The sequence below is a fragment of the Salipiger thiooxidans genome (genome assembly GCF_900102075.1).
Taxonomy (GTDB): Bacteria; Pseudomonadota; Alphaproteobacteria; order Rhodobacterales; family Rhodobacteraceae; genus Salipiger; species Salipiger thiooxidans.
The window spans coordinates 325,006-349,790 of record NZ_FNAV01000002.1; the positions used below are offsets into that span (position 1 = coordinate 325,006).

The following is a 24,785-nucleotide window of genomic DNA, read 5'->3' on the forward strand; positions in this document are numbered from 1 at the left end:
TCAGTTCCCCCCCGTCGTCGTGCGCGAGCGGTTCAGCTCGTTGAGCGGCAGGTAGGGCACCACGCCGCCGTCGGATCCGGTCAGCGCCTCGTCGAGGATGGTCTTGTCCACGTCGCCCAGCACCCGTTCCATGGTCTCGAGGTAGAGACGGCGGCGGGTCACCTCGGGCGCCTTGGCGTATTCCTCGAGCACGGCGGTGAAGCGCGACGCCTCACCCAGCGCGTCGTTCACGACCTGCGCACGGTAGCCTTCGGACTGCTCGCGGATCTGCGCCGCGTCGCCGCGGGCCTCGGCAACCACGCGGTTGGCGTAGGCGTCGGCCTGACGTTCGAGACGGTCGCGTTCCTGCTCGGCGGCCTGCACCTCGCGGAAGGCGTCGATCACCTCGCGTGGCGGGTCGGCGGTGTCGAGGTTGATCCGGACGATGGTGATGCCGCTCTCGTACTCGTCGAGCGTCGCCTGGATCTGCTCGAGCGCGGTGTCGGCGATGATGCCACGGTCGCGGTTGAGGATCGGCGCAAGGTTCGACGCAGCGATGATCTCGCGCATCACGGCCTCGGAGACCGCCTGGACCGTCAGCTGCGGGTCACGGATGTTGAACAGCAGTTTCGCCGGGTCCGAGATGTTCCAGACCACCTGGAACTCGATGTCCACGATGTTGGCGTCGGTGGTCAGCATCAGGCCGTCGGCATCGCGACCGGCGCCGATGGTCTCGGTCCGCTCGGAGGTCACGTTGACCACTTCGGCGCTCACGAAGGGCCATGGCGCGAAGTTCAGACCGGGGTTGCCGGTCGAGCTGTACTTGCCGAGGAACAGTTCCACCGACTGCTCTTCGGGCTTCACGGTGTAGAAGCTCATGTAGCCCCAGAGCCCCACAGCCACCAGCGCCGCGATGGCCACGGTGCCCTTCGTGATGCCGGGGCCGCCCGAGCCGCCGCTGCCGCCCGAGGGCGTGCCGCCGCCGTTGCCGCCGCGCCCGCCCATGAGCACGCGCAGACGCTCCTGGCCTTTTTTCATCAGCTCGTCGATCTCGGGGATCTGCGGGTCGTCGGGCTTGCGCCCGCCGTTTCCTCCTCCGCCACCGTTCGGCGGCCTGCCACCACCGCCACGATTGCCACCGCCGCCCCAGGGGCCGCCGCTGTTTCCTGCCATGAAGCTCTTTCCCTTCCCCTCAGTTCTTGTCCGTTGCCCGCGTTCGGGCCTGTCCTGTCGTCCCGGGACCCAGCGCGCTCCGCGCGCCGGACATCCGGCAGAATCTGGGTATTCTGACCGCAGATTCAATAGCTCCGGGTCGGTTTGCGCATGGTTACAATCTCTTCCGACATGGTCGGATGAACGGCAACCGTGCGGTCGAAGTCCTCTTTGGTCGCGCCCATCTTCACCGCGATACCGGCCAGCTGGATCATCTCGCCCGCGCCGGGTGCGACGATGTGACAGCCAAGCACCTTGCGGGTCTCCTTCGAGACCACGAGCTTCATCAGCACCCGGTCGGGGCGGCCGGCGAAGGCGCTCTGCATCGGGCGGAAGGAGGTCGAGTAGATCTCGACCGGCTCGCGGTCGCGGGCCTCTTCTTCGGAGATGCCGACGGTGCCGAATTCGGGCTGGGTGAACACCGCCGAGGGGATCAGCTCGTGATCCACCGGGGTCGGGTTGCCCTTGAACACGGTCTCGACGAAGGCCATCCCCTCGCGGATCGCCACCGGGGTCAGGTTCACCCGGTCGGTGGCATCGCCGATGCAGTAGATCGACGGCACCGAGGTCTGGCTGTACTCGTCCACCAGCACCTCGCCGCGGCGGCCGAGCTTCACGCCGACCTCCTCGAGTCCCATGTGGTCGGTGTTGGGGCGGCGGCCGGTGGCGAAGAACACCTGGTCGAAGACCTTCGCGTCGCCGTTGGTCGCTTTGACGAGGATCGGGCCGGAGCTGTCGCTGCCCTCGGGGGCCACTTCGCCGCTTTCCAGCATCGGCGCGCCGAGCACGCCCTCGGAGCCGCCGGTCATGTCCTCGGGCGTGGCGCAGCGCATCTCGACCAGGTCGGTGCCGACATGCAGCTTGATGCCGCGCTCGGTCATGCTGTCGGCGATGAGACCGCGGGCTTCCTCGTCGAAGCCACGCAGGATCTGGGCGCCGCGATAGTATTGCGTCACCTCGACCCCGAGCCCGTGCAGGATGCAGGCGAATTCGCAGGCGATATAGCCGCCACCGACGATGAGCACGCTCTTGGGCAGGCGCTCGAGGTGGAAGATGTCGTCCGAGACGAGGCCCAGATCGGCGTTCGTCAGATCGGGCCGCACCGGGCGGCCGCCGGTGGCGATGAGGATGTGCTTGGCGGTGAAGGTCTCGCCGGTCGAAAGCTCGACCGTGTGCGCGTCCTTGATCGTGGCGCGGGCGTCGTAGCTGTCGACGCCGGAATTCTTCAGCAGCGAGCGGTAGACGGACTCGAGCCGATCAAGCTCGGCGTTGAGCTTGTCCTTGAACCCGGACCAGCCGAAGCTGCCGGCCCCGATGTCCCAGCCGTAGCTCCGGGCATCCTCGACCAAGTCACCGTATTCGCTGGCAAAAACCATCAGCTTCTTGGGCACGCAGCCGCGGATGACGCAGGTCCCGCCGTACCGGTCGGCTTCCGCGAGCGCCACCTTGGCACTGGCCTCGCCCGCCGCGACGCGGGCCGCGCGCACGCCGCCGGATCCGCCACCGATGACGAAGAGATCGTAGTCGAAATCGCTCATCACGCACTTCCTGTTCTGGTGTTGCCCCGGGTATCCCACAGCCCCGCCCGGATGACCAGACGTACCGGGCCCGCATGGCGCGCCGCGCAGGGGCGCAGCGCCCCCCCCCCTGCCCCGCAGGCCACCCCCGGAAACGAAACCGCCCGGCAGGGGCCTGCCGGGCAGTGCGTTCCTGTGGCGCGCGAGGCGCCGGGATCAGATGTCGCGGAACAGGTTGTCGTTCTCGGCGAGCGCGATCTGCTCCTCCGAGGTGGTGCCCGCGTTGATGTCGCGCACCTCGACCCGGCCGTCGCCGTAGCCGATCACCACCTGGTCGCAGATGTCGATGAAGAGTCCGTTCTCGACCACGCCCGGGATCTGGTTCAGGATCAGCGCCAGCTGGCGCGGGTTGCCGATGCGGGTCAGGTGCAGGTCCAGGATGAAGTTGCCCTCGTCCGTGCGGTAGGCGGCGTCGCCGTCCATCCGCAGCGTGATCTGGCGGCCCATCACGTCCATCGAGACCAGCGCCTCTTCGATGAGCGCCTGCGACGCGGTCCAGCCGAAGGGAATGACCTCGACCGGCAGCGGGAAGGCGCCCAGCGTCCCGACCTCCTTGGCGGCGTCGGCGATGACGACCATCTGGTCCGAGGCGGTGGCCACGATCTTTTCCTGCAGCAGCGCGCCGCCGCCGCCCTTGATCAGGCTCAGCTCGCCGTCGAACTCGTCGGCGCCGTCGATGGTGAGGTCGAGCCAGCGCGCCTCTTCCAGCGTGATCACCTCGATGCCAACCTCGCGGGCCAGCTCTGCCGTGCGGGTCGAGGTCGGAACGCCGCGGAACTTCAGCCCCTCCTCGCGCACCTTCTCGCCAAGGCAGCGGACGAGCCAGGCGGCAGTGGAGCCGGTGCCGAGCCCGACCCGCATCCCGTCCTCGACGAATTCGGCGGCGCGCTTGGCTGCGACGAACTTGGCCTTGTCGATCGGCGAAAGCTCTCCGGTCATGGTGATCCCCCAAGAATCTCTGTTTGCGCGGCCTTATAGTCAGCCCGGTGCCACCGCGCGACAACATATTCGGATGCCGTGAAGGCTTTTCCGCCGCCAAGGCTTATCTGTACGGCGCAATGACGCATTCATCCTGTTCGGCCACCCCCGACCTGCGCTACCAAGAAACGGATTTTCCGCGAACAGGGGGCCCGCGCATGTTCCTTTCCGTCTTCGACATGTTCAAGATCGGCATCGGCCCGTCATCCTCGCACACCATGGGGCCGATGGTGGCCGCCGCGCGCTTCCTCGACACGCTGCGCGCCGCGCCCTTCGAGCCGTATGGCCTGCGCGCGTCGCTGCACGGCTCGCTCGCCTTCACCGGCGTCGGCCACGCGACCGACCGGGCCACGATCCTCGGGCTCGCGGGGTTCACCCCCGAGGGCTACGAGGCCGAGGCCGCCGAGACCGAGATGGCGCGCATCGCCGCCGAAAAGCAGGTGACCCCCGAGGGGCTGCCGCCGCTGGTCTTCGACCCGGCCACCGACCTGCGCTTCGACTACGAGCACAACCTTCCCGGCCATGCCAACGGCATGATGCTGCACGCCACCGACGCGCAGGGCGACGTGATCCTGTCCGAGACCTACTACTCGGTCGGCGGCGGCTTCGTCCTGACCGCGGCCGAGCTCGAGGCGGGCGATGACGTGGACCACGGGCCGCGCGTCCCCTACCCGTTCCGCTCTGCCGCCGAGATGCTCGAGATGGCCAATGCATCAGGGCTGGGCATCGCCGAGATGAAGCGCCGCAACGAGCTGTCGCGCCGTCCAGCGGCGCATCTAGACGAGGGGCTCGAGCGGATCTGGGAGGTCATGAACGGCTGCCTCAACCGCGGGCTGGCCTCGGACGGCGAGTTGCCGGGCGGGCTGCGGGTGAAGCGCCGCGCCAAGGGCATTCATGACGCGCTCAAGGAAGAATACGGCCGCAACCTCACCGCGCCCCATGTCATCAACGACTGGATGAGCTGCTACGCCATGGCGGTGAACGAGGAGAACGCCGCCATGGGCCAGGTCGTGACCGCGCCCACCAACGGCGCCGCCGGCGTGGTGCCCGCGGTGATCCGCTACTGGCTGGATTTCGTGCCGGGCGCGCATTCGAGCCGGGTGCCCGAGTTCCTGCTCACCGCCGCCGCCATCGGCGGGCTGGTGAAGTACAACGCCTCGATCTCGGGCGCCGAGGCCGGATGCCAGGCCGAGGTCGGCAGCGCCGCGGCGATGGCGGCGGCCGGGCTCTGCGCGGTGCTGGGCGGCACGCCCGCACAGATCGAGAACGCGGCCGAGATCGCGCTCGAGCATCACCTCGGCATGACCTGCGACCCGGTAAAAGGCCTGGTGCAGGTGCCCTGCATCGAGCGCAACGGGCTCGGCGCAATCAAGGCGGTGTCGGCGGCCTCGCTGAGCCTGCGCGGCGACGGCACCCACCTCGTCCCGCTCGACGCCTGCATCGAGACCATGCGGCAAACCGGGCGCGACATGGCCCGGGAATACAAGGAAACCTCGCTCGGCGGGCTCGCGGTCAACGTCCCCAACTGTTGAGCGCCACGCCCGCTCAACGCTTCGCCTCGCGACATGAAAAGACCGGTCCCCAAGGCGATTGAGGGCCGGTCTTTCTCGTATCGCTTTTCGTATCGCTGCCGTGCCGGTCAGCAAACAGCGCCGCCCGTGGGCGACGCTGCGGCGATGTCAGCCTCAGGCGGCGCGACGGCGCGGACGGCGTCCACGACCCTCGCTGCCACCGGGCTTGCCATGCGCGGCGGGCTTGAAGCCGCCCTTGCCGGGGCCGCCGCGGCCACGACCGCCACCGCCGCCGCCACCACGACGACGGCTCTGGCCGCCGCCCTCGGTCAGCGCCGTGGGAGCCTCGCCCGAGGCCACGGGGATCTCGATCTTCATCAGCCTCTGGATCTGGCGCAGCAGGTCCGCCTCATCCGGAGCGCAGAAGGCGATGGCCTCGCCCTCGCGGCCGGCACGCGCGGTGCGGCCGATGCGGTGGACGTAGTTGTCGGGCACCTCGGGCAGGTCGTAGTTCACCACGTAGGCCACGCCCGGAATGTCGATGCCGCGCGCGGCGACGTCGGTCGCCACCAGCACGTTGATGTCACCGTCGCGAAACGCCTTGATGGCGCGGTCGCGCTGGCCCTGGCTCTTGTTGCCGTGGATCGAGGCCGCGTTGAAGCCGTCGGCGACGAGTCCCTTCATCAGCCGCTCGGCGCCGTGCTTGGTGCGCGAGAACACCAGCGTCAGCGCGTCCAAGTCCTGGCGCAGGACCTCACGCAGCTTGCGCGGCTTGTCGTCCTTGCCGAGGAAGTGCACCGACTGGGTGATCTTGTCGGCGGCCTTGCCCGGAGGCGAGACCTGCACCCGGCGCGGGTTGGTCAGGTAGGCGGCCGAGAGCTCTTCCATCTGCTTCGGCATGGTGGCCGAGAACAGCATGGTCTGGCGCGGCGTGCCGAGCTTGGGCGCGATCTTGCGCAGCGCGTGGATGAAGCCCAGGTCGAGCATCTGGTCGGCCTCGTCCAGCACCAGCTGGCGGGTCTGCGACAGGTCGACGGACTTGCGGTCCATCAGGTCGATGAGACGGCCGGGCGTGGCGACGAGGATGTCGGTGCCGCGCGACAGGAAGTTGATCTGGCGGTTGATCGACTGTCCGCCGACGACGGTGCCGACGCGCAGCTTGGTGCCTTCGGTCAGCTGGCGCAGGCTCTCGGCGATCTGGTTCACCAGTTCGCGGGTCGGGGCCAGCACCAGCGCCTTGACGGTCTTGGGCAGGGGCTTGCCGGGCTGGGCCAGCAGCGCGTCGATCAGCGGCAGGCCGAAGGCCAGCGTCTTGCCGGTGCCGGTCTGGGCGAGGCCAAGCACGTCATGACCTTCGAGCGCCAGTGGAATGGCCTGGTTCTGGATCGGGGTGGGTTCGGAGAAACCGTTGCGCTTCAGAGCGTCGGAGAGGGTCGGCGCGAGGCCGAGCATGTCGAAATCGAACAAGAAGTATCCTTTGCGGAACCGCGCCCCCGCTTGGGACACGGCATGGCGCCACCCGCCTTGCAGGGCGGTGTGGACAGGGTGCCGCGCGGCCTCGGGACAGGCGGGCGTCTCCCGCCGCGTCTGGCCGTCGCGTTCAGAACCCTGCGTGATGGGGAACCTTTAGGTGGCAACGCTGTTGCGCCCGACCCGTCCCGTCGTTCGGGACCGATCGTTCATGGCGCGGCTAGTTCACGCGGCAGCGCAGCGTTACCGCCCATGTGGGGCAAAACCGTCCACAAGTCAAGCACGGTGCGTCACGATGATTGACCCTTTCGCCCGCCCGCGCCCCGGGACGGGGCCGGACAGGCGTTGATTTTCCGCAATCCCGGGCCGGTTGCGCCTCAGGACACCAGCGCCGGGGCGCCGAAGCCCTGCTCGAGCAGCTCGCCCGCCTCGAAGCAGATGTCCTCACGCCACGGCGCCGTCACGAGCTGCACCCCCGAGGGCACGCCGTCGATGACCCCGGACGAGATCGAGATGCCCGGCAGCGCCAGCAGCGGGATGGCGATCTGCGGAAGCTGCGCCTCCCAGAGCCGCGCGACGGCGTCGCCGCCCTCGAGATCCGCGTCCTGCCTGAACGGCAGATCCGCCGAGACCGGCATCAGCACCACCGGGTAGTCCTGCAGGAAGCCGCGCCACGCCCGGATCAGCGCCGAGCGGCGCATGAACACCTCGCTGAAGCGCTTCACGTCCACCGCCGCGGCGCGCGCGGCGTAATGCGAGAGCAGCGCGATGGCGCCGGGATCGCCCTCGGCCTGCGCTGCGGCCATCTTGTCGGCGTGGCCGTCCGAGAGCCAGAGGTCGATCTGCAGCTCCACTGCCTCGCGGATCTCGGGGATCTCGGAGGGCTCGTCGACCTCCCACCCCGCGAGGCGGAAGATGTTCGCGGCACGCTCGAGATCGTCGAGGATGCGCGGGTCGGTGTCGATGCCGCCCGGACGCTTCACCAGCGCCACGCGGCGCCGGTAGCGCGGCCCCTCGAGCGGCACCGGCGCGCTCCAGGGATCGTCCGCGGCGTAGCCCGCCATGCCTTCGAGCCCGAGGCGCAGGTCGTCGACCCGGCGCGCGATGGGGCCCGAGACCGCCATGATCTGCGGCCCGATGCCCCGGTCGGGCGAGGAGTGGTTGAACGTCGGCACCCGCCCCAGCGTCGGGCGCAGCCCCTGCACGCCGCAGGCATAGGCGGGGTAGCGGATCGAGCCCGCGATATCGGTGCCGTGGGCGATGTGGCCCATGCCGGTCGCCACCGCGGCCCCTGCCCCGCCCGACGATCCGCCGGCGGTCAGCGCCGGGTTATGCGGGTTCCTGGTCTCGCCGTAGAAGTTGTTGGTGGTGAACCAGCGGTACGAGAAGGCGGGCGTGTTGGTGCGCCCGATGGCGATGGCGTCGTGCTGGCGCATGTGGCGCAGGAACGGGTTGTCCTGCGTCGCCACGACGTTCTCGAAGATCCGGCAGCTGTTGGTCGAGGCATAGCCCTTCTGGTCCGACAGTACCTTGATGGTCACCGGCACGCCTGCCAGCGCGCCGATCTGCTCGCCACGGGCGATGCGGGCGTCCAGCGCCTCGGCCTCGCCCATGGCGTCCTCGCTGCAATCCTGCACGATGGCATTCACCTGCGGGTTTAGCCTGGCCACGCGGTCGAGCGTGTCGCGGATGACGTCGGCGGCCTTCAGCTCGCCACGGCGGATGCGCGCGGCGAGCTCGCGCGCGGAAAGGGTGTTCGGATCGGTGCTCATTTCAGGGGGACTTTCGAGAAGACGGGAAATACGGGATCAGGCCGGCTGCAGGTCGAGCATGCGCGCGCGGATGGCGAGGACGACGTTTTCGGGCACGGGAATGCTGGCGACATGCGGCGTGATGAAGATCCTGGGGTGGGACCAGAACGGGTGGCCCTGCGGCAGCGGCTCGGTCTCGAACACGTCCACCGAGGCGCCCGAGAGGTGGCCGCTGTCGATGGCCTCGACCAGCGCGGTCTCGTCCACCTGCCCGCCCCGCCCGATGTGGATGATCGCGGCGCCCTGCGGCAGCTTCGCCATCAGCTCGGCGCCGATCATCCCTTGCGTCTGCGCGGTGAGCGGCAGCACGTTGATCAGGATGTCGCTCTGGGCAAGGAAGTCGTCGAGCCCGTCGGCGGTGTAATGCGTCACGCCCGGCATCGGCTCGGGCGCGCGGCGGGAATAGCTCGCCACCGGGTAGCCGAGCGCCGTCAGGCCGCGCGCGATGGCCTGCCCCATGTGACCGAAGCCCATGACGCCGATACGCTTTTCCAGCGGAGAGATGCCGTAGAGCTTGCGCTGATAGTCCTGCCGCCCACGTGCCTCGAACCAGCTCGCCATCTCGCGGTGGTGCCAGAGGACATGGAAGACGCTGAAGCCCGCCATCTGCTGGGCCTGATCGGCATCCTCGACCCGGAAGATCGGCAGCCCCTTGGGCAGCGAGGGGCAGGCCTCGATGGCATCCACTCCCGCCCCCGCGCCGAAGACGGCGCGCAGGTTGGGATAGGGGGTGAAGGCATCGGCCGCCGGCAGGAAGGTGAACATGAACTGCACCTCCGCCGGGTTGGCGATCTCGTCGGGGCGTCGCAGATCGAGCTCGGGCGCGACCTTCTCGAAAAGCGGGATGTATCGCTCTCCCAGTTCGAGTCGAGAGTCGCTCACGACGCCTAGAATGCGGGTCATACGGTGGCAGTCCTTTGTTGTTCCCAGTCGGCCCCCGGCACGGCCGCCAGAAGCTTTCGCGTGTATTCCTGCTGAGGGCGCAGGAAGATGTCATGCACGGTGCCGATCTCGACCAACCGGCCCTTCTGCATCACCGCGATACGGTCGCACAGCTGGGCCGCCACCCTCAGATCGTGGGTGATGAAGAGGATCGACAGCTCCATCTTCTCGCGCAGCTCCCGCAGGAGGTCCAGCACCTGGGCCTGGATAGAGACGTCGAGAGCCGAAACTGCCTCATCCGCGATGATCAGTTCGGGGTCCATGGCCAAAGCGCGGGCAATTCCGATACGTTGGCGCTGCCCTCCCGAGAATTCATGCGGGAAACGCTGCGCCGCATCGGCCCCGAGTCCCACGATCTCGAGCAGTTCGCGGGCACGGGCCTCGGCCTGCTTGCGGGGCACACCGCGGGTGATCGGGCCGTCGGTGATCGCGCCCATGATGCGCTGGCGCGGGTTGAGCGAGGCGTAGGGATCCTGGAAGACCATCTGCACCTTGTGGCGCTGCTTGCGCAGCTCTTCGTCCGAGAGCGCCGCAAGGTCGGTGCCGCCCACAAGCACCTGCCCGCCGTCCGGCGTCACCAGCCGCACCGCGGTGCGGCCCAGCGTCGACTTGCCCGAACCCGACTCGCCCACGAGGCCCAGCACCTCGCCGCGCGCCACCGAGAGCGACACGTCGTCCACCGCCCGCACCTCGCGCACCGGACGGAAGAAGCCGCCGCCGGTGCGATAGACCTTGCGCAGCCCCTTGATCTCGAGCGCGGGCGTCTCGGACAGCGCGCGCGCCTCGGGCAGCCGCCCGGTCGGGATCGCGTCGAGCAGGCGCCGGGTGTAGTCGTGCTGCGGGTCGTTGAGCACGGTTGCCGCGGCGCCACGCTCGACCACCTTGCCCTCGCGCATGACGATGACCTGGTCGGCGATCTCCGCCACCACGCCGAAGTCGTGGGTGATGAACATCACCGCCATGCCCCGCCGCTCGCGCAGGTCGAGGATCAGCTTCAGGATCTGCGCCTGCGTCGTCACGTCGAGCGCCGTGGTGGGCTCATCCGCGATCAGGAGCTTCGGCTCCAGCGCCAGCGCCATGGCGATCATCGCCCGCTGCCGCTGCCCGCCGGACAGCTGGAAGGGATAGGCGCGGATGATCTTCTCGGGGTCCGGCAGCTGCACCTCGCGGATCAGCTCCAGTGCCCGTTCGCGCCGTTCCGACTGGGTGTAGCGGTCGTGGGCGGCGAAGACCTCGGCGATCTGGTCGCCGATCCGCATCAGCGGGTTCAGCGCCGTCATCGGCTCCTGGAAGATCATCGCGACCTGCGCGCCGCGCAGCGCCTGCTTCTCGCTTTCCGGAAGGCGCAGCACGTCGCGCGCCTCGAACATGGCGCGGCCCGCCTTGACCGTCACGCCGGGGGGCAGCAGCCCCATCAGCGCGTTGGCGGTCATCGACTTGCCGGAGCCGGATTCGCCCACGACGCAGAGGATCTCGCCCTTGTCGATGGCGAAGCTCACGTCCTCGACCGCGAAGGGCCGGTCGGCGCCCTCGGGCAGGCCGATGGAGAGGTGCTCGATGGTCAGTGTCGTGCTCATGCCTTGCCCTTTCGGGAGAGGTGCGGATTCAGTGCATCGTTGAGTCCTTCGCCGATGAGGTTCAGCGCGAGAACGGTGATGATGATCGCCACGCCCGGGAAGAAACTCAGCCACCAGCTCGAACGGATGACGGTGCGCGCGGCACCGATCATGTAGCCCCAGCTCATGGCGTTGGGATCGCCTAGGCCGAGGAACGAGAGCGAGCTTTCCAGAAGGATCGCCGTCGCCACCATGAGCGAGGCCATGACGATGATCGGCGAGACCGTGTTGGGCAGCACCTGCCGCACGAGGATGCGTGGCTTCGACAGGCCCGCGAGGGTCGCGGCGTCGACGAATTCGCGCTTGCGCACCGACATGACCTCGGCCCGCACGAGGCGTGCCACCGGCGGCCACGAGACGATGGCGATGGCCAGCGTGATCGAGGCCAGCGTCGGCTCGAAGATCGCCACCAGCACGATGGCCAGCGCGAAGTTGGGGATGGTCTGGAAGAACTCTGTGAAGCGCATGGCGCCTTCATCGACGTAGCCGCCGTAGAAGCCGGCCAGCGCGCCCAGCGGCACGCCGATCAGCAGCGCCACCAGCGTAGAGACGAGCCCCACCAGCAGCGACACCCGCGCGCCGTAGGCGAGCTGGGCCGCCACGTCGCGGCCCAGCGTGTCGGTGCCGAGCGGCAGCCCGTCCATGGCAAAGGGTGCAAGGAAGGGCCGCTGTACCATCTGCCAGGGCGAGTTGGCGAAGATAAGCGGGGCGAAGATGGCGATGGCGATCACCAGCACCAGCAGGACGACGCCGATCACCGCGCCGATATTGCTCCGGAAGCGTTTCCACATGGCTCAGGCCCTCGCGCCGATGCGTGGGTCGACAAGGCGGTAGACGATGTCGGTCACGATGTTGAACAGGATCACCATGGCGGCGGAGACGAGGAACACGCCGAGGATGGTGTTGTAGTCGCGCGCGGCGAGGCTCTCGAACATCAGCCGCCCGATGCCGGGCCAGGCGAAGACGGTCTCGGTCAGCACCGCGCCACCCACCAGCTGGCCCGCCTGCAGGCCCGCCAGCGTCACCACCGGAAGGATGGCGTTGCGCAGGATGTGGCGGCGACGGATGACCCGCCCCGAAAGACCCTTGGCCTTGGCGGTCTTGACGAAGTCGGCGGTCGAGACCTCGAGCATCGAGGCCCGCGTCATGCGCATGTAGACCGCCATGAAGAACAGCCCCAGCGTGAGGGCCGGCAGGATCAGGTGCTTGAGAATGTCGATGACGCGCGCGAGGCCGGTGTAGTCGGCGCCCACGGTCTCGTAGCCGAAGCCGGGCAGCCAGCCGAGCCAGACCGAGAACACCAGCACCGCCATCAGCGCCGCCCAGTAGAGCGGTGTCGCGTAGAACAGCAGCGCCAGCGTGGTCAGCAGGCTGTCCTGCGGCTTGCCCACCCTCGCGGCGGCGGCGACGCCAAGCGCGATGCCGAGCACCAGCGAGATGACGAAGGCGGTGAGCGTGAGCAGCAGCGTCGCGGGTAGGCGCTCGGCGATCAGGTCGATTACCGGGGCGTTCTGGCGGAACGAGTAGCCGAGGTCGAGCTGGGCCACACCGCCCACGTATTTCGCGAGCTGGATGTAGAAGGGCTGGTCGAGGCCGAAGCGCTCGCGCAGCTGGGCGATCATCTGCTCGTCGGCGGCGCCCGCCTCGCCCGCGAGCACCACGGCGGGATCGCCGGGGGCCGCGTGCAGCAGGCAGAAGTTCAGAACCGCGATGGCAAGCAGCGTCAGCGCGGCTTTCGCAAGCCGCGACAGGATGGCGACGAAAACGGACATGCCGGTCGCTCCCTCAGATTGGGTCGTCAGGGGAGGCCGGGCAGGCCCGAGGGGCCCGCCCGACCGGCTCTGTTACTTCTCGATCCAGGCGTTGCGCGGACCGTCGTTCACGCCGATGCCGGTGGTCACGAGGTCTTTGATGTCGCAACGGTAGATGGTCGGGAACTCGAGCTCGAGCAGCCAGGCCACCGGCACGTCATCGACGATCTCCTTCTGGATCTCGTTGTAGGCGGTCTGCCTGTCCTCGGGCGAGATCATCGTCGCGGCAGAGAACCACTTCTCGTCGAGCTCGGGGTTCTCGTAGCCCTCGACGTTGTTCCAAGGGCTGCCCTTGCTGATCTGGTCAGAGGTGTAGTTCCGCGACACGCCAAGCGCCGGATCGCCGTACTGGTAGAGGTAGGTGAAGGCCATGTCGTAGTCCCACTGGGACGTCTTCTCGTTCCAGCCGGCGACGTCGGTGCTGTCGATCTCGACGTTGATGCCGACCTCGGTGAGGTTCTGGCGGATGGCCTCGGCCCAGCGCTGCCAGGTCTCGCCGTAGGGCAGCGGCAGCAGGCGCACGGCCTCGCCGTCATAGCCCATCTCCTCGAGCAGCTCCTTGGCCTTGTCGGGGTTGTAGTCGTAGATCGTGACGTCGTCCGAGTAGAAGTTGGTCTTGGACGAGACCGGGCCGGTGGCCACGGTGCCGAAGCCGTTCCACACCACGTCGCGCTGGAAGTTGCGGTCCATCGCGTACATCACCGCCTGGCGGAAACGCACGTCCGAGGTCGGCCCCTCGCGGTTGTTGAGCCACATCCAGGCGTGCGGCGCGAAGAATTCCCAGCCCGAGCCGGTCGAGCACACGCCCTCCATCTCGGTCAGGCGCGGCACGTCCCAGTTCTCGACCGAGCCGCCGGGCAGCACGTCGACTTCGCCGGTCTCGAAGGCCACCGCGCGCGAGGCGGCGTCGGGGATCACCCGATAGTAGACCTCGTCGAGATAGGGCAGACCGTCGACGTAGTAGTCCTCGTTCTTCACGAGGTGGATGAAGCTGCCCTTCTCCCAGGCCTCGAACTTGAACGGGCCGGTGCCGATCGGCGTGGCGTTCATCTCGTTGGTGGCGAAATCGGTACCTTCGTAGATGTGCTTGGGCACCATCGGCATGGTCCCGGTCTCGAAGACCGAGATGAACGGGCCGAAGGGCTCCTTGAGCTGGAACACCACGGTGAGCGGATCCGGCGCGGTGATGCTCTCGACATAGGCCAGCGACGAGCGCAGGCGGGCGTGGGTCTCGCGCAGGAAGACGTCGGCCGAGAACACCACGTCATCGGCGGTGAAGGGCTCGCCGTCGTGCCAGGTCACGCCGTCGCGCAGGTGGAAGGTGTAGGTGAGACCGTCCTCGGAGATCTCCCAGCTTTCCGCCAGCAGCGGCTGTGGGTCGAGGTCGGTGTTGTATTGCAGCAGGCCTTCGTAGATGTCGCCCGCGACAAGCTGCGTGGGCCCGTTCTGGACGAGGCCCAGCATGAGCGAAGGCGGCTCGGGCTGCACGACGATGTCGAGGCGCCCGCCGGCTTCCTGCGCGGCGAGAGGCGCCGCGAGAGCCGCGGCAATAAGGAACGTTGTCGCTTTGAGATGTTTCATGGCTTCCCTGTCGATTATGGTTCTGGTGATTGGCTGACATCTGTCTTGTCGCAGATTTGTCGTGACGCGCCCCGCCCCCCGTGGACGAGACGCGAAATCCTGGGTTCAGTCCTTGTAGCCCGGCGCCACCTTGTCGAGCTGGCGCAGGAAGGCATCCCACTCCGGGTCGGCGCGGCCGGTCTCGGCGTCCTTGTCATAGGCGCGGGCGTATTGCTTCGCGGTGTGCTCGGCGACCTCGTGCGGCAGCACGACCGGCGTGAGCCCCATGCCCAGCGCCGCGACCTGCGCCTTGCACGAGCGCTCGAGGTTCAGCGCCAGCTTCAGCGCCTCGGCCACCGAACGGCCGAGCAGCAGCGTACCGTGGTTGCGCAGCAGCATGACGAACTTGTCGCCGAGGTCGGCCACGATGCGCTCGCGCTCGGCGAGGTTCAGTGCGATGCCCTCGTAGTCGTGGAAGGCAATGCGGTCGTAAAACTGCGCCGACCACTGGTTGAGCGGCAGCAGCCCCTCCTTGATCGACGAGACCGCGACACCCGCCACCGTGTGGGTGTGCAGCACGCAGACCGCGTCATGACGGGCCATGTGCACCGCCGAGTGGATGGTGAAGCCCGCGGCGTTCACCCCTGCCCCGTAGGGATCGTCCACCACAGCGCCGGTCTCGTCGATGGTGACGAGGTTCGAGGCCGTGACCTCGTCGAAGCGCAGGCCGTAGGGGTTGAGCAGAAACCGCTTCTCGCCGTCGGGGCCGTCGGGCATGCGCGCCGAGATGTGCGTGTAGATGCTGTCGTCCATCCCGTAGTGGGCAATCAGCCGGTAGGCCGCCGCGAGATCGCGCCGAAGCTGCGCCACCGTGTCCGTCATCGCGCCGTCGGGCATGAGAGTCGTCCTTCTGCTGTCGGGTGTCGAAAGGAAGGACAATTTTGCATCTTTGGTCAAGTCGATTGTCGACAATCGGCAGAAAGACAATTAGCCTGACTTCAAAGTTGCACTCCCCGTGATGGTTTTTATGGATCACTCCGACGCAAACGAAGGCTTTGCACCCCTCGACCGCGAGGGGCTTGTCCAGCGCGTCGCGCGACGACTGAGCAAGGCCATCGTGTCCGGCCAGCTGACACCCGGCGAGCGGCTCTCCGAATCGGTCGTGGCGCGGCAGCTCGGCGTCAGCCGGGCGCCGGTGCGCGAGGCGGCGCGACTGCTCGAGAACTCGGGGCTGGTCACCTACCTGCCAAACCGCGGCTTCTTCGTGCGCAAGTTCTCGGCCGAGGAGCTCGACAACCTCTACGAGCTGCGCATCATCATCGAGACCGCCGCCATCCGCCGCCTGATCCGCGAGGGGCTGGGCGACACCGAAGCGGCGCTCGAGGCCCAGATCCAGGAGCTGCACCGGGTGGCCGGGCCCGGCCACGACATGCTGACCCAGGTCGAGGCGGACATGCAGTTCCACCGGCTGATCTGCGCGGGCTCGGGCAACCCCCGCTTCCTCGGCGTGTTCGAGCAGATCGCGCTCGAGACTGAGCTCACCATCATGCTGATCGGCAAGCTCTACGACGATGCCCACCGGCTGGCCGACACCCACGTCCCCATTCTCGACGCGCTGCGCGGCGGCGACGAGCGCGTGGCCGTCGAGGCCATGCATTTTCACCTCGATGTCGCGCGACTGCTGGTCACCGAGCAGTTCCGCAAACTGGAAGACGGATCCGACGAATGAAATGCTTCTACGCCCCCGAGACCGACCTTCATGACCCGGTCTTTCGCCTCACTCACGGCAAGATCCTCCGCAACGCCGAGCAGGCCGAGCGCGCGAAACTGCTGAAGGCGGGGCTTGACGAGCTCGGCCTCGCCACCATCGAGCCGGCCCAGGCGTCGCGCGACGCGCTCGAGGCGGTGCACACGCCCGCGTTCCTCGACTTCCTCGAGACCGCCTGGGACGAGTGGCAGAAGCTGCCCAACTGCGGCCCCGAGGTGGTGCCCAACGTCTTCGCCCAGCGCAGCTTTGCCACCTACCCCGAGAGCGTCGTGGGCAAGGCCGGCTGGCACATGGGCGACACCTCGGCCCCGATCGGCGAGCACACCTGGACCGCCGCCCGCCGCGCTGCCGATTGCGCCGTGGCGGCCGCCGACGCGGTGCTCGCGGGCGACCGCGTCGCCTACGCGCTCTGCCGTCCCGCCGGGCACCACACCTCGGCCGACATGGCCGCCGGTCACTGCATGATGAACAACTCCGCCATCGCCGCCGCCCGCCTGCGCACACAGCACGACAAGGTGGCGACGCTCGACATCGACGTGCACCACGGCAACGGCACGCAGGCGATCTTCTACGACCGCGCCGATGTGCTGACCGTCTCGGTCCACGCCGACCCGACGAGCTACTACCCGTTCTTCGTGGGCTACGCGCACGAGTCCGGCAGCGGCGCGGGCGAAGGCCACAACGTCAACTTCCCCCTGCCCCGCACCACCACCGACGAGGCCTGGCTCGAGACCATCGCCGAGGGGCTGCGCGCCATCGCCTCCTTCGAGCCCGGCGCCCTGATGCTGAGCCTCGGGCTCGACGCGCACGAGAAGGACCCGCTCATGGGGATGCAGATCAGCTGGGACGGCTTCCGCCGGGCCGGCGAGATGATCGCCGCGGCGGGCTACCCCACGGTGATCGTGCAGGAAGGCGGCTACCTCTCCGAGGACCTGACCACCTCGCTGGTGTCGTTCATGAACGGCTTCCTGGGCCGCGACGCATGAGCCTGTCGCCGGAGCTTACCCAGAAGATCCTCGCCGCCGTCGAAGAGGGCTTCGAGGAGCAGATCGACTTCACCGAGGCGCTCGGCCGCTACCCCTCGCTGCGCGGGCAGGAAGCGACGGCGCAGGATTTCCTGCACGACGAGCTGAAGAAGCGCGGCTACGCGATGGACCGCTGGACCATCGAGGTCGACGACATCAGGCATCACCCCGGCTTCTCGCCGGTCGAGGTCGACTATTCCAACGCCATCAACGTCGTGGGCACGCTGCGCCCGCGCGAGGAGAAGGGCAAGTCACTGGTGCTGAACGGCCACGTGGACGTGGTGCCCGAGGGGCCGCTCGACATGTGGTCCTCGCCCCCCTTCGAGCCGCGCCGCGACGGTGACTGGCTCTATGGCCGCGGCATCGCCGACATGAAGGCCGGGATCGCCGCCAACATCTATGCCGTGGACGCGCTGAAGCGCCTCGGCTACCGGCCCGCCGCCACCGTCTACCAGCAGTCGGTGGTCGAGGAGGAATGCACCGGCAACGGCGCGCTCGCGGCGCTGCTGCGCGGCTACAACGCCGACGCCGCGATCATCCCCGAGCCCGAGGACGACAAGCTGGTGCGCGCCAACACCGGCGTGCTGTGGTTCCGCGTCCGGGTGCAGGGCGTGCCCGTGCACGTGCGCGAGGCGGGCTCCGGCGCCAACGCCATCGAGGCCGCCTACGAGCTGATCAAGGGGCTGCGCGCGCTCGAGGCCGCGTGGAACGACCAGAAGGGCGACCACCGCTACTTCGAAGAGCTCGACCACCCGATCAACTTCAACGTGGGCAAGATCGCGGGCGGCGACTGGGCCTCGTCGGTGCCGGCATGGTGCGAATTCGACTGCCGCATCGCGCTTTATCCCGGCATCAGGGCCGCCGATGCCGCCCGCGAGATCGAGGACCACCTGCGCCGCGTGTCGGACGGCATCCCGTTCCTGGCCAACAACCCGCCGCAGGTCATCTTCAACGGCTTCTTCGCCGAGGGCTACATGCTTGAAGAGGGCACCGAGGCCGAGGAGACCCTCGCCCGCGCCCACATGTCGAGCTATGCCAAGCCGCTCGAGAGCTTCGTGACGCCGGGCTATCTCGATGGCCGGGTCTTCGTGATCTACGGCGAGACACCCTGCCTCGTCTACGGCCCCTACTCCGAAGCGATCCACGGCTTCGACGAGCGCGTGAAGCTGTCGTCGGTGAAGCGCGTGACGGGCACGATTGCGCTCTTTATCGCCGAATGGTGCGGGCTGGAGGAGATTTGATCAAATTCTCACGTGACCTTTCCCGCCAACTGCACTTAGACTTGCCGCCAACGGGGACCCGAGTCTCCCATGGCCCTTCCCCGAACCGAAACCCCGGGCCCGCGCGGGCCCGACAGCCAACAAGGGATCCCAAATGAACCAGCGTCCGAATTCGCTTCACGCCGCCGACATCGCCTACACGATGCACCCCTACACCAACATGCGCCTGCATGAGGAAAAGGGTCCGATGATCATGAGCCATGGCGACGGCGCCAAGGTCTATGACACCGAGGGCAAGGAATACATCGAGGCACTGGCAGGCCTGTGGTCGGTTGCGGTGGGCTTCTCGGAGACCCGTCTCGCCGATGCCGCCTACGAGCAGCTCAAGAAGCTGCCCTACTACCACACCTTCGCGCACAAGTCGCACGAGCCGTCGATCCGTCTGGCCGAGAAGCTCGTCGAGATGACCCCCGAGGGGCTCAACAAGGTGTTCTTCACCAACTCCGGCTCGGAAGCCAACGACACCGTCGTCAAGATGGTCTGGTTCCTCAACAACGGCCTTGGCCGCCCGGAGAAGAAGAAGTTCCTGTCGCGCAACAAGGCCTACCACGGCATCACCATCGCGTCGGGCTCGCTCACCGGCCTGCCGGCGAACCAGAAGGACTTCGACCTTCCGGCGATCCCGGTCACCCACCTGACCACGCCGCACTACTGGAAGTTCGCCGAGGAAGGCGAGACCGAAGAAGAGTTCACCGCGCGCCTGCTGAAGGAGCTCGAGGACACCATCATCGCCGAAGGCCCCGAGACCATCGGCGCCTTCATCGGTGAGCCCGTGATGGGCGCCGGCGGTGTCATGGTGCCGCCCGAGGGCTACTGGCCCGGCGTCGCGGAAATCTGCGCCAAGTACGACATCCTGCTGGTGGCGGACGAGGTCATCAACGGCTTCGGCCGGACCGGCAAGCCCTTCGGCTGCGAGCGCTTCGGCTTCACTCCCGACATCCTCGTGACCTCGAAGCAGCTCACCTCGTCCTACATGCCGCTCGCCGCCATCGTGGTGAACGACAAGGTCTACAACGCCATCGCAGACAACACCGCCAAGCTCGGCACCTTCGGCCACGGCTTCACCGGCTCGGGCCACCCCGTCGCCTGCGCCGTGGGTCTCGAGAACCTGAAGATCATCGAAGAGAAGGATCTGATGGGCAACGCCGAGCGTCTGGAGCCGATGTTCCAGGCGGGTCTGCGCAAGTTCGCCGATCACCCGCTGGTGGGCGAAGTGCGCGGCGTCGGCCTCATCGCCGGCGTCGAGCTTGCCAAGGACCGCGAAAAGCGCGAGGCCTTCGAGCCCGCGGGTTCCATGGCCGCGAAGGTCGTCGCGCTCTGCGCCGAGGAAGGCCTGATCGTGCGCAACGTCTACGAGACCGTGGCCTTCTGCCCGCCGCTGATCGTGACCGAGGACGACATCACCGAGATCCTTGCCCGCTTCGGGCGTGCGCTCGACCGGGCGCTGGAGTGGGCCAAGTCGGAAGGCATGCTCTGAGCGCCTGACGGTGCTCTGACCCTGAAGACAGGACCGGGGGCTCTGCCCCCGGTCCCCCGGGATATTTGAAGCCATTGGAAGGGCACGGGGCCTTCCCTCGTGGAGAAGCGGGTCAGAGGACCCCTTGCAGCTCCAGCCCGTCGGGGCGTTTCGCCAGCCGGATGAGCGTGCTCTCGGCGCCGGGCCGCAGCGCGCCGATGCCCTCGGGCAGCCCCGCCAGTCTTGCCGGAACCGAAGTCGCCATGGCGAGCGCACGGTCCAGCGCGATCCCCACATCCGCCACCAGCACGTTCACCGCCCGCGTGAGATCGAGATCCGCGCCCGCGAGCGTGCCGTCGGCCAGCACCAGCCGCCCGTCGCAGCGGCGGATCTCGCGCCCGTTCAGCCGGAAGCTCCGGTCCCCGGTTCCCGCGACCGCCATGGCGTCGGTGACGAGGAAGATGCCCTCGGGACGGGCGCCCAGCGCGATGCGCATCGCCGCCGGGTGGACGTGTTCGCCGTCGGCGATAATCCCTGCCGCGAGGCCCGTTTCGGAGAGCGCCGCCCCCACGAGCCCCGGCTCGCGCTTGTCCATCTGGCTCATGGCGTTGAAGAGATGGGTGACGCAGCGCGCGCCGGCCTCGAGGTAGTCCATGCAGGTGTCGTAATCGGCGTCCGTGTGGCCGAGCGACACCAGCGCCCCTGCCCCGGCAAGCTCGGCCACCTGGTCGGGGCTCACGCTTTCGGGGGCGATGGTCACCATCAGCACCGGCAGGTCGGCGGCGGCGGCGCAGAGCATGTCGAGGTCGCGCCGCTCCATCCGGCGCACCAGCCGGCCGTCATGGGCGCCCTTGCGCGCCAGCGACAGGTGCGGGCCCTCGAGATGCAGCCCGCCGATCCCCGGCACACCCGCGGCGAGCGCCGCGCGCACCGCCTCGATGGCGTCGCGGCTGTGCTGGTAGGTGTCGGTGATCAGCGTGGGCAGGATGGTGGTGGCCCCAAGGCCCCGGTGGGCGGCGGCGATGCGGCGAAGGTCCCCGGGGTTCGGGCCGTCGTTGACCATCACCCCGCCGCCGCCGTTGACCTGAAGGTCGACATAGCCCGGCGCCAGCAGGTCGCCGCCGAGGTCGGTGACGGTGCCCTCGGTCGCCAGTTCCGCGCGGGGCGCCAGTGCCAGCACCTTCGCCCCCAGCATCCGCAGGGCATGGTCAGTGAGGGTGCGCTGGCCGTCGAAGATGTCTCCCCCGACGAAGGTCCGGATCTGTTCTGTCATGGCGGCCACCTTTCCGACACCGGCCACGCCGCGGGGTGCGGCGACCGGATCGCTACGACTGGCTTGTGGCACGGGACCGCGTCGCAGGCGCGGACCGCCCTGCGCCCTGTCGGTGAGGGCTCAGTGCGTCCAGGCGCCGCGGCGATCGACCGCGAAGTTCTCGGCGTAGCCGCGCGGGCGGACGTTCGTCTTGCGCTTGTGGGGTTCCTGCACGGTCGCCTCGATCCCGTTCTCGCGGGCGTAGTCGAGCGCGGCCTCCTTGCTGTCGAACTTCAGCCGTACCTGCGACTGGGTGTCCGAGGACGAGGTCCAGCCCATCAGCGGATCGACTTCGCGCGGGGAGCTGGCGGCGAACTCGAGGAACCAGAACTTGGTCTTGCCCTGGCCCGACGACATTGCGGTCCTGGCCGGCTGGTAGATCCGTGCGCGCATGGAATCCCTCCTGAAGATCACGAAGCGTTATCGGGGATTTGCGGAAACAGGGCAAGGGATCAGGCGGAAATCGGCGCGATTTTCCGCGGCACGGTTGCGCTGGTGCAAGCAGGGCCCGGTCGTCCCGACAGCACAGGGGAGCGAGGGGTGGTGTCGTGCCCTCCGGTCGGCCGGGCCAGCTGCTTGCCGCTAAAAGGTATGTCCAAAACTGATCTTTCATCAAAGGGAAAATAGGACCGCGACGGCGCACTGCACCCGCCAGGGATGAGGACTCGACGGGAATTTCACGCTTAAACAGAAGCTTACGCGACAGAAGCGCCGCGCCCGCCGGGCTGCAGTTTTTTCGGGCAGCCCGCGTTCGGCAAGAGGCTCTTGAATCTCGGGCCCGCGGCAACAATTCTGACAGGGCCTGCCCCGAGGAGCCTCCCACATGCCTTACGCCCATTCCGACAAGACGCAGCCGATGATGCACGCGCCCGCGCCTGACGTGAAGACGCGCGAGAAGCTCGAGGGCGGCAAGCGCTTCGTCATGCACACCGAGTTCACCGCGGCGGGCGATCAGCCCACCGCCATCGCCGAGCTGTCGTCCGGGGTGCGCGACGGCGAGCGCAACCAGGTGCTGCTGGGGGCGACCGGCACGGGCAAGACCTTCACCATGGCCAAGGTGATCGAGGAGACTCAGCGTCCGGCCATCATTCTCGCGCCCAACAAGACGCTGGCGGCCCAGCTCTACGGCGAGTTCAAGGGCTTCTTCCCGGACAACTCGGTCGAGTATTTCGTCAGCTACTACGACTATTACCAGCCCGAGGCCTATGTGGCGCGGTCGGACACCTATATCGAGAAGGAAAGCCAGATCAACGAGCAGATCGACCGGATGCGCCACTCGGCCACCCGCTCGCTGCTCGAACGCGACGACGTGATCATCGTGGCCTCGGTGTCCTGCATCTACGGTATCGGTTCGGTCGAGACCTACGGCGCCATGACCCAGGATCTGCACGTCGGCAGCGAATACGAGATGCGCAAGATCATGGCGGATCTCGTGGCGCAGCAGTACCGGCGCAACGACCAGGCCTTCCAGCGCGGCTCGTTCCGGGTGCGCGGCGACAGTCTCGAGATCTGGCCCGCCCACCTCGAGGACCGGGCGTGGAAGCTGTCGTTCTTCGGCGAGGAGCTGGAGGCGATCACCGAGTTCGACCCGCTCACCGGGGAGAAGACCGGCAGTTTCGAGCGCATCCGGGTCTACGCGAACTCGCACTACGTGACGCCGAAGCCCACGATGAATCAGGCGGTGGTGCAGATCAAGAAGGAGCTGCGGCAGCGGCTCGACCAGCTGGTGAACGAGGGCAAGCTGCTCGAGGCCCAGCGCCTGGAGCAGCGGACCAATTTCGACATCGAGATGCTCGAGGCCACCGGGGTGTGCAACGGCATCGAGAACTACTCGCGCTATCTCACCGGCCGCGCGCCGGGCGAGCCGCCCCCCACGCTGTTCGAGTTCATCCCCGACAACGCCATCGTCTTCGCCGACGAGAGCCACGTCACCGTCCCGCAGATCGGCGGCATGTACCGGGGCGACTACCGGCGCAAGTTCACGCTGGCCGAGCACGGTTTCCGCCTGCCGTCGTGCATGGACAACCGCCCGCTCAAGTTCGAGGAATGGGACGCGATGCGCCCGCAGTCGGTCTTCGTCTCGGCCACCCCCTCCGCGTGGGAACTGGAAGAGGCCGGCGGCGTCTTCACCGAGCAGGTGATCCGCCCCACCGGCCTGCTCGATCCGATGGTCGAGATCCGCCCCGTAGAGATGCAGGTCGACGACCTGCTCGACGAGATCCGCAAGGTGACAAAGGACGGGTTCCGCACGCTCTGCACCGTGCTCACCAAGCGCATGGCCGAGGACCTGACCGAGTACCTGCACGAGCAGGGCATCAAGGTGCGCTACATGCACTCGGACATCGACACCATCGAGCGCATCGAGATCCTGCGCGACCTGCGGCTCGGAGCCTTCGACGTGCTGATCGGCATCAACCTGCTGCGCGAGGGCCTCGACATTCCCGAATGCGGGCTGGTGGCCATCCTCGACGCCGACAAGGAGGGCTTCCTGCGCTCCGAGACCTCGCTGATCCAGACCATCGGCCGGGCGGCGCGGAACGCCGAGGGACGCGTCATCATGTACGCCGACCGCATCACCGGCTCGATGGAACGCGCCATGGCCGAGACCGACCGCCGCCGCGAGAAGCAGGTCGCCTACAACGAGGAACACGGCATCACGCCCGCCACCGTGAAGAAGAACGTCGATGACATCCTCGCGGGGCTCTACCAGGGCGACGTCGACATGAACCGCGTGACGGCAACCATCGACAGCAGCCGCGCGGGCGGCAATCTCGAGGCGGTGCTGGACGGGCTGCGCACCGACATGCGCAAGGCGGCCGAGAACCTCGAGTTCGAGGAGGCCGCGCGCCTGCGCGACGAGATCAAGCGGCTCGAGGCGGTGGACCTTGCCATCCACGACGACCCGCTGGCGCGGCAATCGGCGGTCGACGCCGCCTCCGAGGCCGCCGTCAAATCCCGCGGCCGCTCGACCGCCGGCCGCCCCGGCCAGCGCGGCGGCAACGTAAAGCGGCGGAAGCGGTAAGGTCTGCGACCCCTGCGGCACTTCCGATCCGGGGTGCCGCAGGGATCGCCAGAAACGTCAGCCGCAGGTGACCTCGGTGATCACCCCTTCGGCGTCGTGCTTGATGTTCACCCGCGTGGGGTTGAAGTCCATCGTCATGACCGAGTTGGGGGCCAGCACGCGAATGTTGGCGTCGGCGGGCAGCGTCACGGCGGCGATGTTGGAGCCGATCAGCGGGGTGAACCGTTCGGGGCTGCAGGCGCCGGCCTCTTCGACCATCTCGGGCTCGCAGGCGGCGAGCAGGCCAAGCAGCAGGGCGGCGGCGGAAACTCGGTGGATGGCGGTCATGACATGTCCTCTTATCTTGCACCGCGCCGGGCGCCGGCAACGGTTTCCTGCCGCGATGATACGGCGATTGGTGCGCGCCACCACCCTTCCTGCGACGTCGAGGGACTCGACAGGCGCTTCGCTGGGGA

General features: G+C 68.0%; 20 protein-coding genes. 6 read left to right on the forward strand and 14 right to left on the reverse strand.

What is annotated here, in order from left to right; all coding sequences use genetic code 11:
- The 3 genes from hflK to rpiA all read right to left on the reverse strand — a co-directional run bounded on the left by hflK (position 1) and on the right by rpiA (position 3,707).
- On the reverse strand, positions 1 to 1,152 hold the full coding sequence (gene hflK, locus BLQ77_RS03830) for an FtsH protease activity modulator HflK (protein WP_008884167.1): 1,152 nt from the start codon (positions 1,150 to 1,152) through the stop codon (positions 1 to 3).
- 125 nt (positions 1,153 to 1,277) lie between these two features.
- Positions 1,278 to 2,729: an FAD-dependent oxidoreductase gene (locus BLQ77_RS03835; protein WP_089955608.1), complete on the reverse strand. Its 1,452-nt coding sequence runs from the start codon at positions 2,727 to 2,729 to the stop codon at positions 1,278 to 1,280.
- 195 nt (positions 2,730 to 2,924) lie between these two features.
- A complete protein-coding gene (gene rpiA, locus BLQ77_RS03840; RefSeq protein WP_089955611.1) occupies positions 2,925 to 3,707 on the reverse strand; it encodes a ribose-5-phosphate isomerase RpiA in 783 nt (260 codons plus the stop codon).
- 197 nt (positions 3,708 to 3,904) lie between these two features.
- On the opposite strand from rpiA, the gene BLQ77_RS03845 reads away from it, so the two are divergent.
- Positions 3,905 to 5,278 carry an L-serine ammonia-lyase gene (locus BLQ77_RS03845; protein WP_089955613.1) on the forward strand — a complete coding sequence of 458 codons (1,374 nt, stop codon included), beginning with the start codon at positions 3,905 to 3,907 and terminating at the stop codon, positions 5,276 to 5,278.
- A 153-nt stretch (positions 5,279 to 5,431) separates the two neighbouring features.
- On the opposite strand, the gene BLQ77_RS03850 is transcribed toward BLQ77_RS03845, so the two are convergent.
- From BLQ77_RS03850 to BLQ77_RS03885, 8 genes are all read right to left on the reverse strand, one after another.
- Positions 5,432 to 6,724 (reverse strand): DEAD/DEAH box helicase, encoded by a 1,293-nt coding sequence (locus BLQ77_RS03850; protein WP_008886161.1) that lies wholly within the window; start codon positions 6,722 to 6,724, stop codon positions 5,432 to 5,434.
- Between the two features lie 380 nt (positions 6,725 to 7,104).
- On the reverse strand, positions 7,105 to 8,499 hold the full coding sequence (locus BLQ77_RS03855; protein WP_089955616.1) for an amidase family protein: 1,395 nt from the start codon (positions 8,497 to 8,499) through the stop codon (positions 7,105 to 7,107).
- Positions 8,500 to 8,535: 36 nt separating this feature from the next.
- Entirely contained in the window at positions 8,536 to 9,441 is a 906-nt protein-coding gene (locus BLQ77_RS03860) for a 2-hydroxyacid dehydrogenase (protein WP_089955619.1), read from the reverse strand.
- Complete coding sequence (locus tag BLQ77_RS03865) at positions 9,438 to 11,057, reverse strand: ABC transporter ATP-binding protein (RefSeq protein ID WP_089955622.1); 1,620 nt, start codon at positions 11,055 to 11,057, stop codon at positions 9,438 to 9,440. Before BLQ77_RS03865 ends, BLQ77_RS03860 begins: the two co-directional genes overlap by 4 nt.
- Positions 11,054 to 11,887, reverse strand: coding sequence for an ABC transporter permease (locus BLQ77_RS03870; protein WP_089955626.1), 834 nt, complete (start codon positions 11,885 to 11,887; stop codon positions 11,054 to 11,056). The genes BLQ77_RS03865 and BLQ77_RS03870 overlap by 4 nt, the downstream gene beginning before the upstream one ends.
- Before the next feature lie 3 nt (positions 11,888 to 11,890).
- A complete protein-coding gene (locus tag BLQ77_RS03875) occupies positions 11,891 to 12,868 on the reverse strand; it encodes an ABC transporter permease (protein WP_008884052.1) in 978 nt (325 codons plus the stop codon).
- 72 nt (positions 12,869 to 12,940) lie between these two features.
- Positions 12,941 to 14,488: an ABC transporter substrate-binding protein gene (locus BLQ77_RS03880; protein ID WP_008886071.1), complete on the reverse strand. Its 1,548-nt coding sequence runs from the start codon at positions 14,486 to 14,488 to the stop codon at positions 12,941 to 12,943.
- 105 nt (positions 14,489 to 14,593) lie between these two features.
- A complete protein-coding gene (locus BLQ77_RS03885) occupies positions 14,594 to 15,364 on the reverse strand; it encodes a class II aldolase/adducin family protein (protein ID WP_008885002.1) in 771 nt (256 codons plus the stop codon).
- 130 nt (positions 15,365 to 15,494) lie between these two features.
- Between BLQ77_RS03885 and BLQ77_RS03890 the strand changes: the two genes are divergently transcribed.
- The 4 genes from BLQ77_RS03890 (at position 15,495) to BLQ77_RS03905 (ending at position 20,017) form a co-directional block, all read left to right on the forward strand.
- A complete protein-coding gene (locus tag BLQ77_RS03890) occupies positions 15,495 to 16,196 on the forward strand; it encodes a GntR family transcriptional regulator (protein ID WP_008885117.1) in 702 nt (233 codons plus the stop codon).
- A complete protein-coding gene (locus BLQ77_RS03895; RefSeq protein ID WP_089955628.1) occupies positions 16,193 to 17,221 on the forward strand; it encodes a histone deacetylase family protein in 1,029 nt (342 codons plus the stop codon). Before BLQ77_RS03890 ends, BLQ77_RS03895 begins: the two co-directional genes overlap by 4 nt.
- The gene (locus BLQ77_RS03900) at positions 17,218 to 18,501 is read left to right on the forward strand and encodes an ArgE/DapE family deacylase (RefSeq protein ID WP_089955631.1); all 1,284 of its coding nucleotides are present in this window, start codon (positions 17,218 to 17,220) and stop codon (positions 18,499 to 18,501) included. The genes BLQ77_RS03895 and BLQ77_RS03900 overlap by 4 nt, the downstream gene beginning before the upstream one ends.
- A 133-nt stretch (positions 18,502 to 18,634) precedes the next feature.
- Positions 18,635 to 20,017, forward strand: a complete 1,383-nt coding sequence (locus BLQ77_RS03905; RefSeq protein ID WP_008884557.1) for an aspartate aminotransferase family protein — start codon at positions 18,635 to 18,637, stop codon at positions 20,015 to 20,017.
- Between the two features lie 112 nt (positions 20,018 to 20,129).
- On the opposite strand, the gene nagA is transcribed toward BLQ77_RS03905, so the two are convergent.
- Both nagA and BLQ77_RS03915 read right to left on the reverse strand, forming a co-directional pair.
- Complete coding sequence (gene nagA, locus BLQ77_RS03910) at positions 20,130 to 21,269, reverse strand: N-acetylglucosamine-6-phosphate deacetylase (RefSeq protein ID WP_089955633.1); 1,140 nt, start codon at positions 21,267 to 21,269, stop codon at positions 20,130 to 20,132.
- Between the two features lie 120 nt (positions 21,270 to 21,389).
- Positions 21,390 to 21,701 carry an ETC complex I subunit gene (locus tag BLQ77_RS03915; RefSeq protein WP_008885810.1) on the reverse strand — a complete coding sequence of 104 codons (312 nt, stop codon included), beginning with the start codon at positions 21,699 to 21,701 and terminating at the stop codon, positions 21,390 to 21,392.
- A 430-nt stretch (positions 21,702 to 22,131) separates the two neighbouring features.
- Between BLQ77_RS03915 and uvrB the strand changes: the two genes are divergently transcribed.
- A complete protein-coding gene (gene uvrB, locus BLQ77_RS03920; RefSeq protein ID WP_008885552.1) occupies positions 22,132 to 24,330 on the forward strand; it encodes an excinuclease ABC subunit UvrB in 2,199 nt (732 codons plus the stop codon).
- 57 nt (positions 24,331 to 24,387) lie between these two features.
- Here uvrB and BLQ77_RS03925 read toward each other — a convergent pair whose 3' ends face one another.
- Entirely contained in the window at positions 24,388 to 24,657 is a 270-nt protein-coding gene (locus BLQ77_RS03925) for an I78 family peptidase inhibitor (protein WP_089955635.1), read from the reverse strand.
- Positions 24,658 to 24,785: the final 128 nt, after the last annotated feature.

Coding starts and splice junctions, on each gene's coding strand:
- BLQ77_RS03885 (WP_008885002.1), bottom strand. CDS start 15,364: ATGCCCGACGGCGCGATGACGGACACGGTGGCGCAGCTTCGGCGCGAT.
- BLQ77_RS03895 (WP_089955628.1), top strand. CDS start 16,193: ATGAAATGCTTCTACGCCCCCGAGACCGACCTTCATGACCCGGTCTTT.
- BLQ77_RS03835 (WP_089955608.1), bottom strand. CDS start 2,729: ATGAGCGATTTCGACTACGATCTCTTCGTCATCGGTGGCGGATCCGGC.
- BLQ77_RS03925 (WP_089955635.1), bottom strand. CDS start 24,657: ATGACCGCCATCCACCGAGTTTCCGCCGCCGCCCTGCTGCTTGGCCTG.
- uvrB (WP_008885552.1), top strand. CDS start 22,132: ATGCCTTACGCCCATTCCGACAAGACGCAGCCGATGATGCACGCGCCC.
- BLQ77_RS03870 (WP_089955626.1), bottom strand. CDS start 11,887: ATGTGGAAACGCTTCCGGAGCAATATCGGCGCGGTGATCGGCGTCGTC.
- BLQ77_RS03890 (WP_008885117.1), top strand. CDS start 15,495: ATGGATCACTCCGACGCAAACGAAGGCTTTGCACCCCTCGACCGCGAG.
- nagA (WP_089955633.1), bottom strand. CDS start 21,269: ATGACAGAACAGATCCGGACCTTCGTCGGGGGAGACATCTTCGACGGC.
- BLQ77_RS03865 (WP_089955622.1), bottom strand. CDS start 11,057: ATGAGCACGACACTGACCATCGAGCACCTCTCCATCGGCCTGCCCGAG.
- BLQ77_RS03860 (WP_089955619.1), bottom strand. CDS start 9,441: ATGACCCGCATTCTAGGCGTCGTGAGCGACTCTCGACTCGAACTGGGA.
- BLQ77_RS03880 (WP_008886071.1), bottom strand. CDS start 14,488: ATGAAACATCTCAAAGCGACAACGTTCCTTATTGCCGCGGCTCTCGCG.
- BLQ77_RS03845 (WP_089955613.1), top strand. CDS start 3,905: ATGTTCCTTTCCGTCTTCGACATGTTCAAGATCGGCATCGGCCCGTCA.
- BLQ77_RS03905 (WP_008884557.1), top strand. CDS start 18,635: ATGAACCAGCGTCCGAATTCGCTTCACGCCGCCGACATCGCCTACACG.
- rpiA (WP_089955611.1), bottom strand. CDS start 3,707: ATGACCGGAGAGCTTTCGCCGATCGACAAGGCCAAGTTCGTCGCAGCC.
- hflK (WP_008884167.1), bottom strand. CDS start 1,152: ATGGCAGGAAACAGCGGCGGCCCCTGGGGCGGCGGTGGCAATCGTGGC.
- BLQ77_RS03855 (WP_089955616.1), bottom strand. CDS start 8,499: ATGAGCACCGATCCGAACACCCTTTCCGCGCGCGAGCTCGCCGCGCGC.
- BLQ77_RS03875 (WP_008884052.1), bottom strand. CDS start 12,868: ATGTCCGTTTTCGTCGCCATCCTGTCGCGGCTTGCGAAAGCCGCGCTG.
- BLQ77_RS03915 (WP_008885810.1), bottom strand. CDS start 21,701: ATGCGCGCACGGATCTACCAGCCGGCCAGGACCGCAATGTCGTCGGGC.
- BLQ77_RS03900 (WP_089955631.1), top strand. CDS start 17,218: ATGAGCCTGTCGCCGGAGCTTACCCAGAAGATCCTCGCCGCCGTCGAA.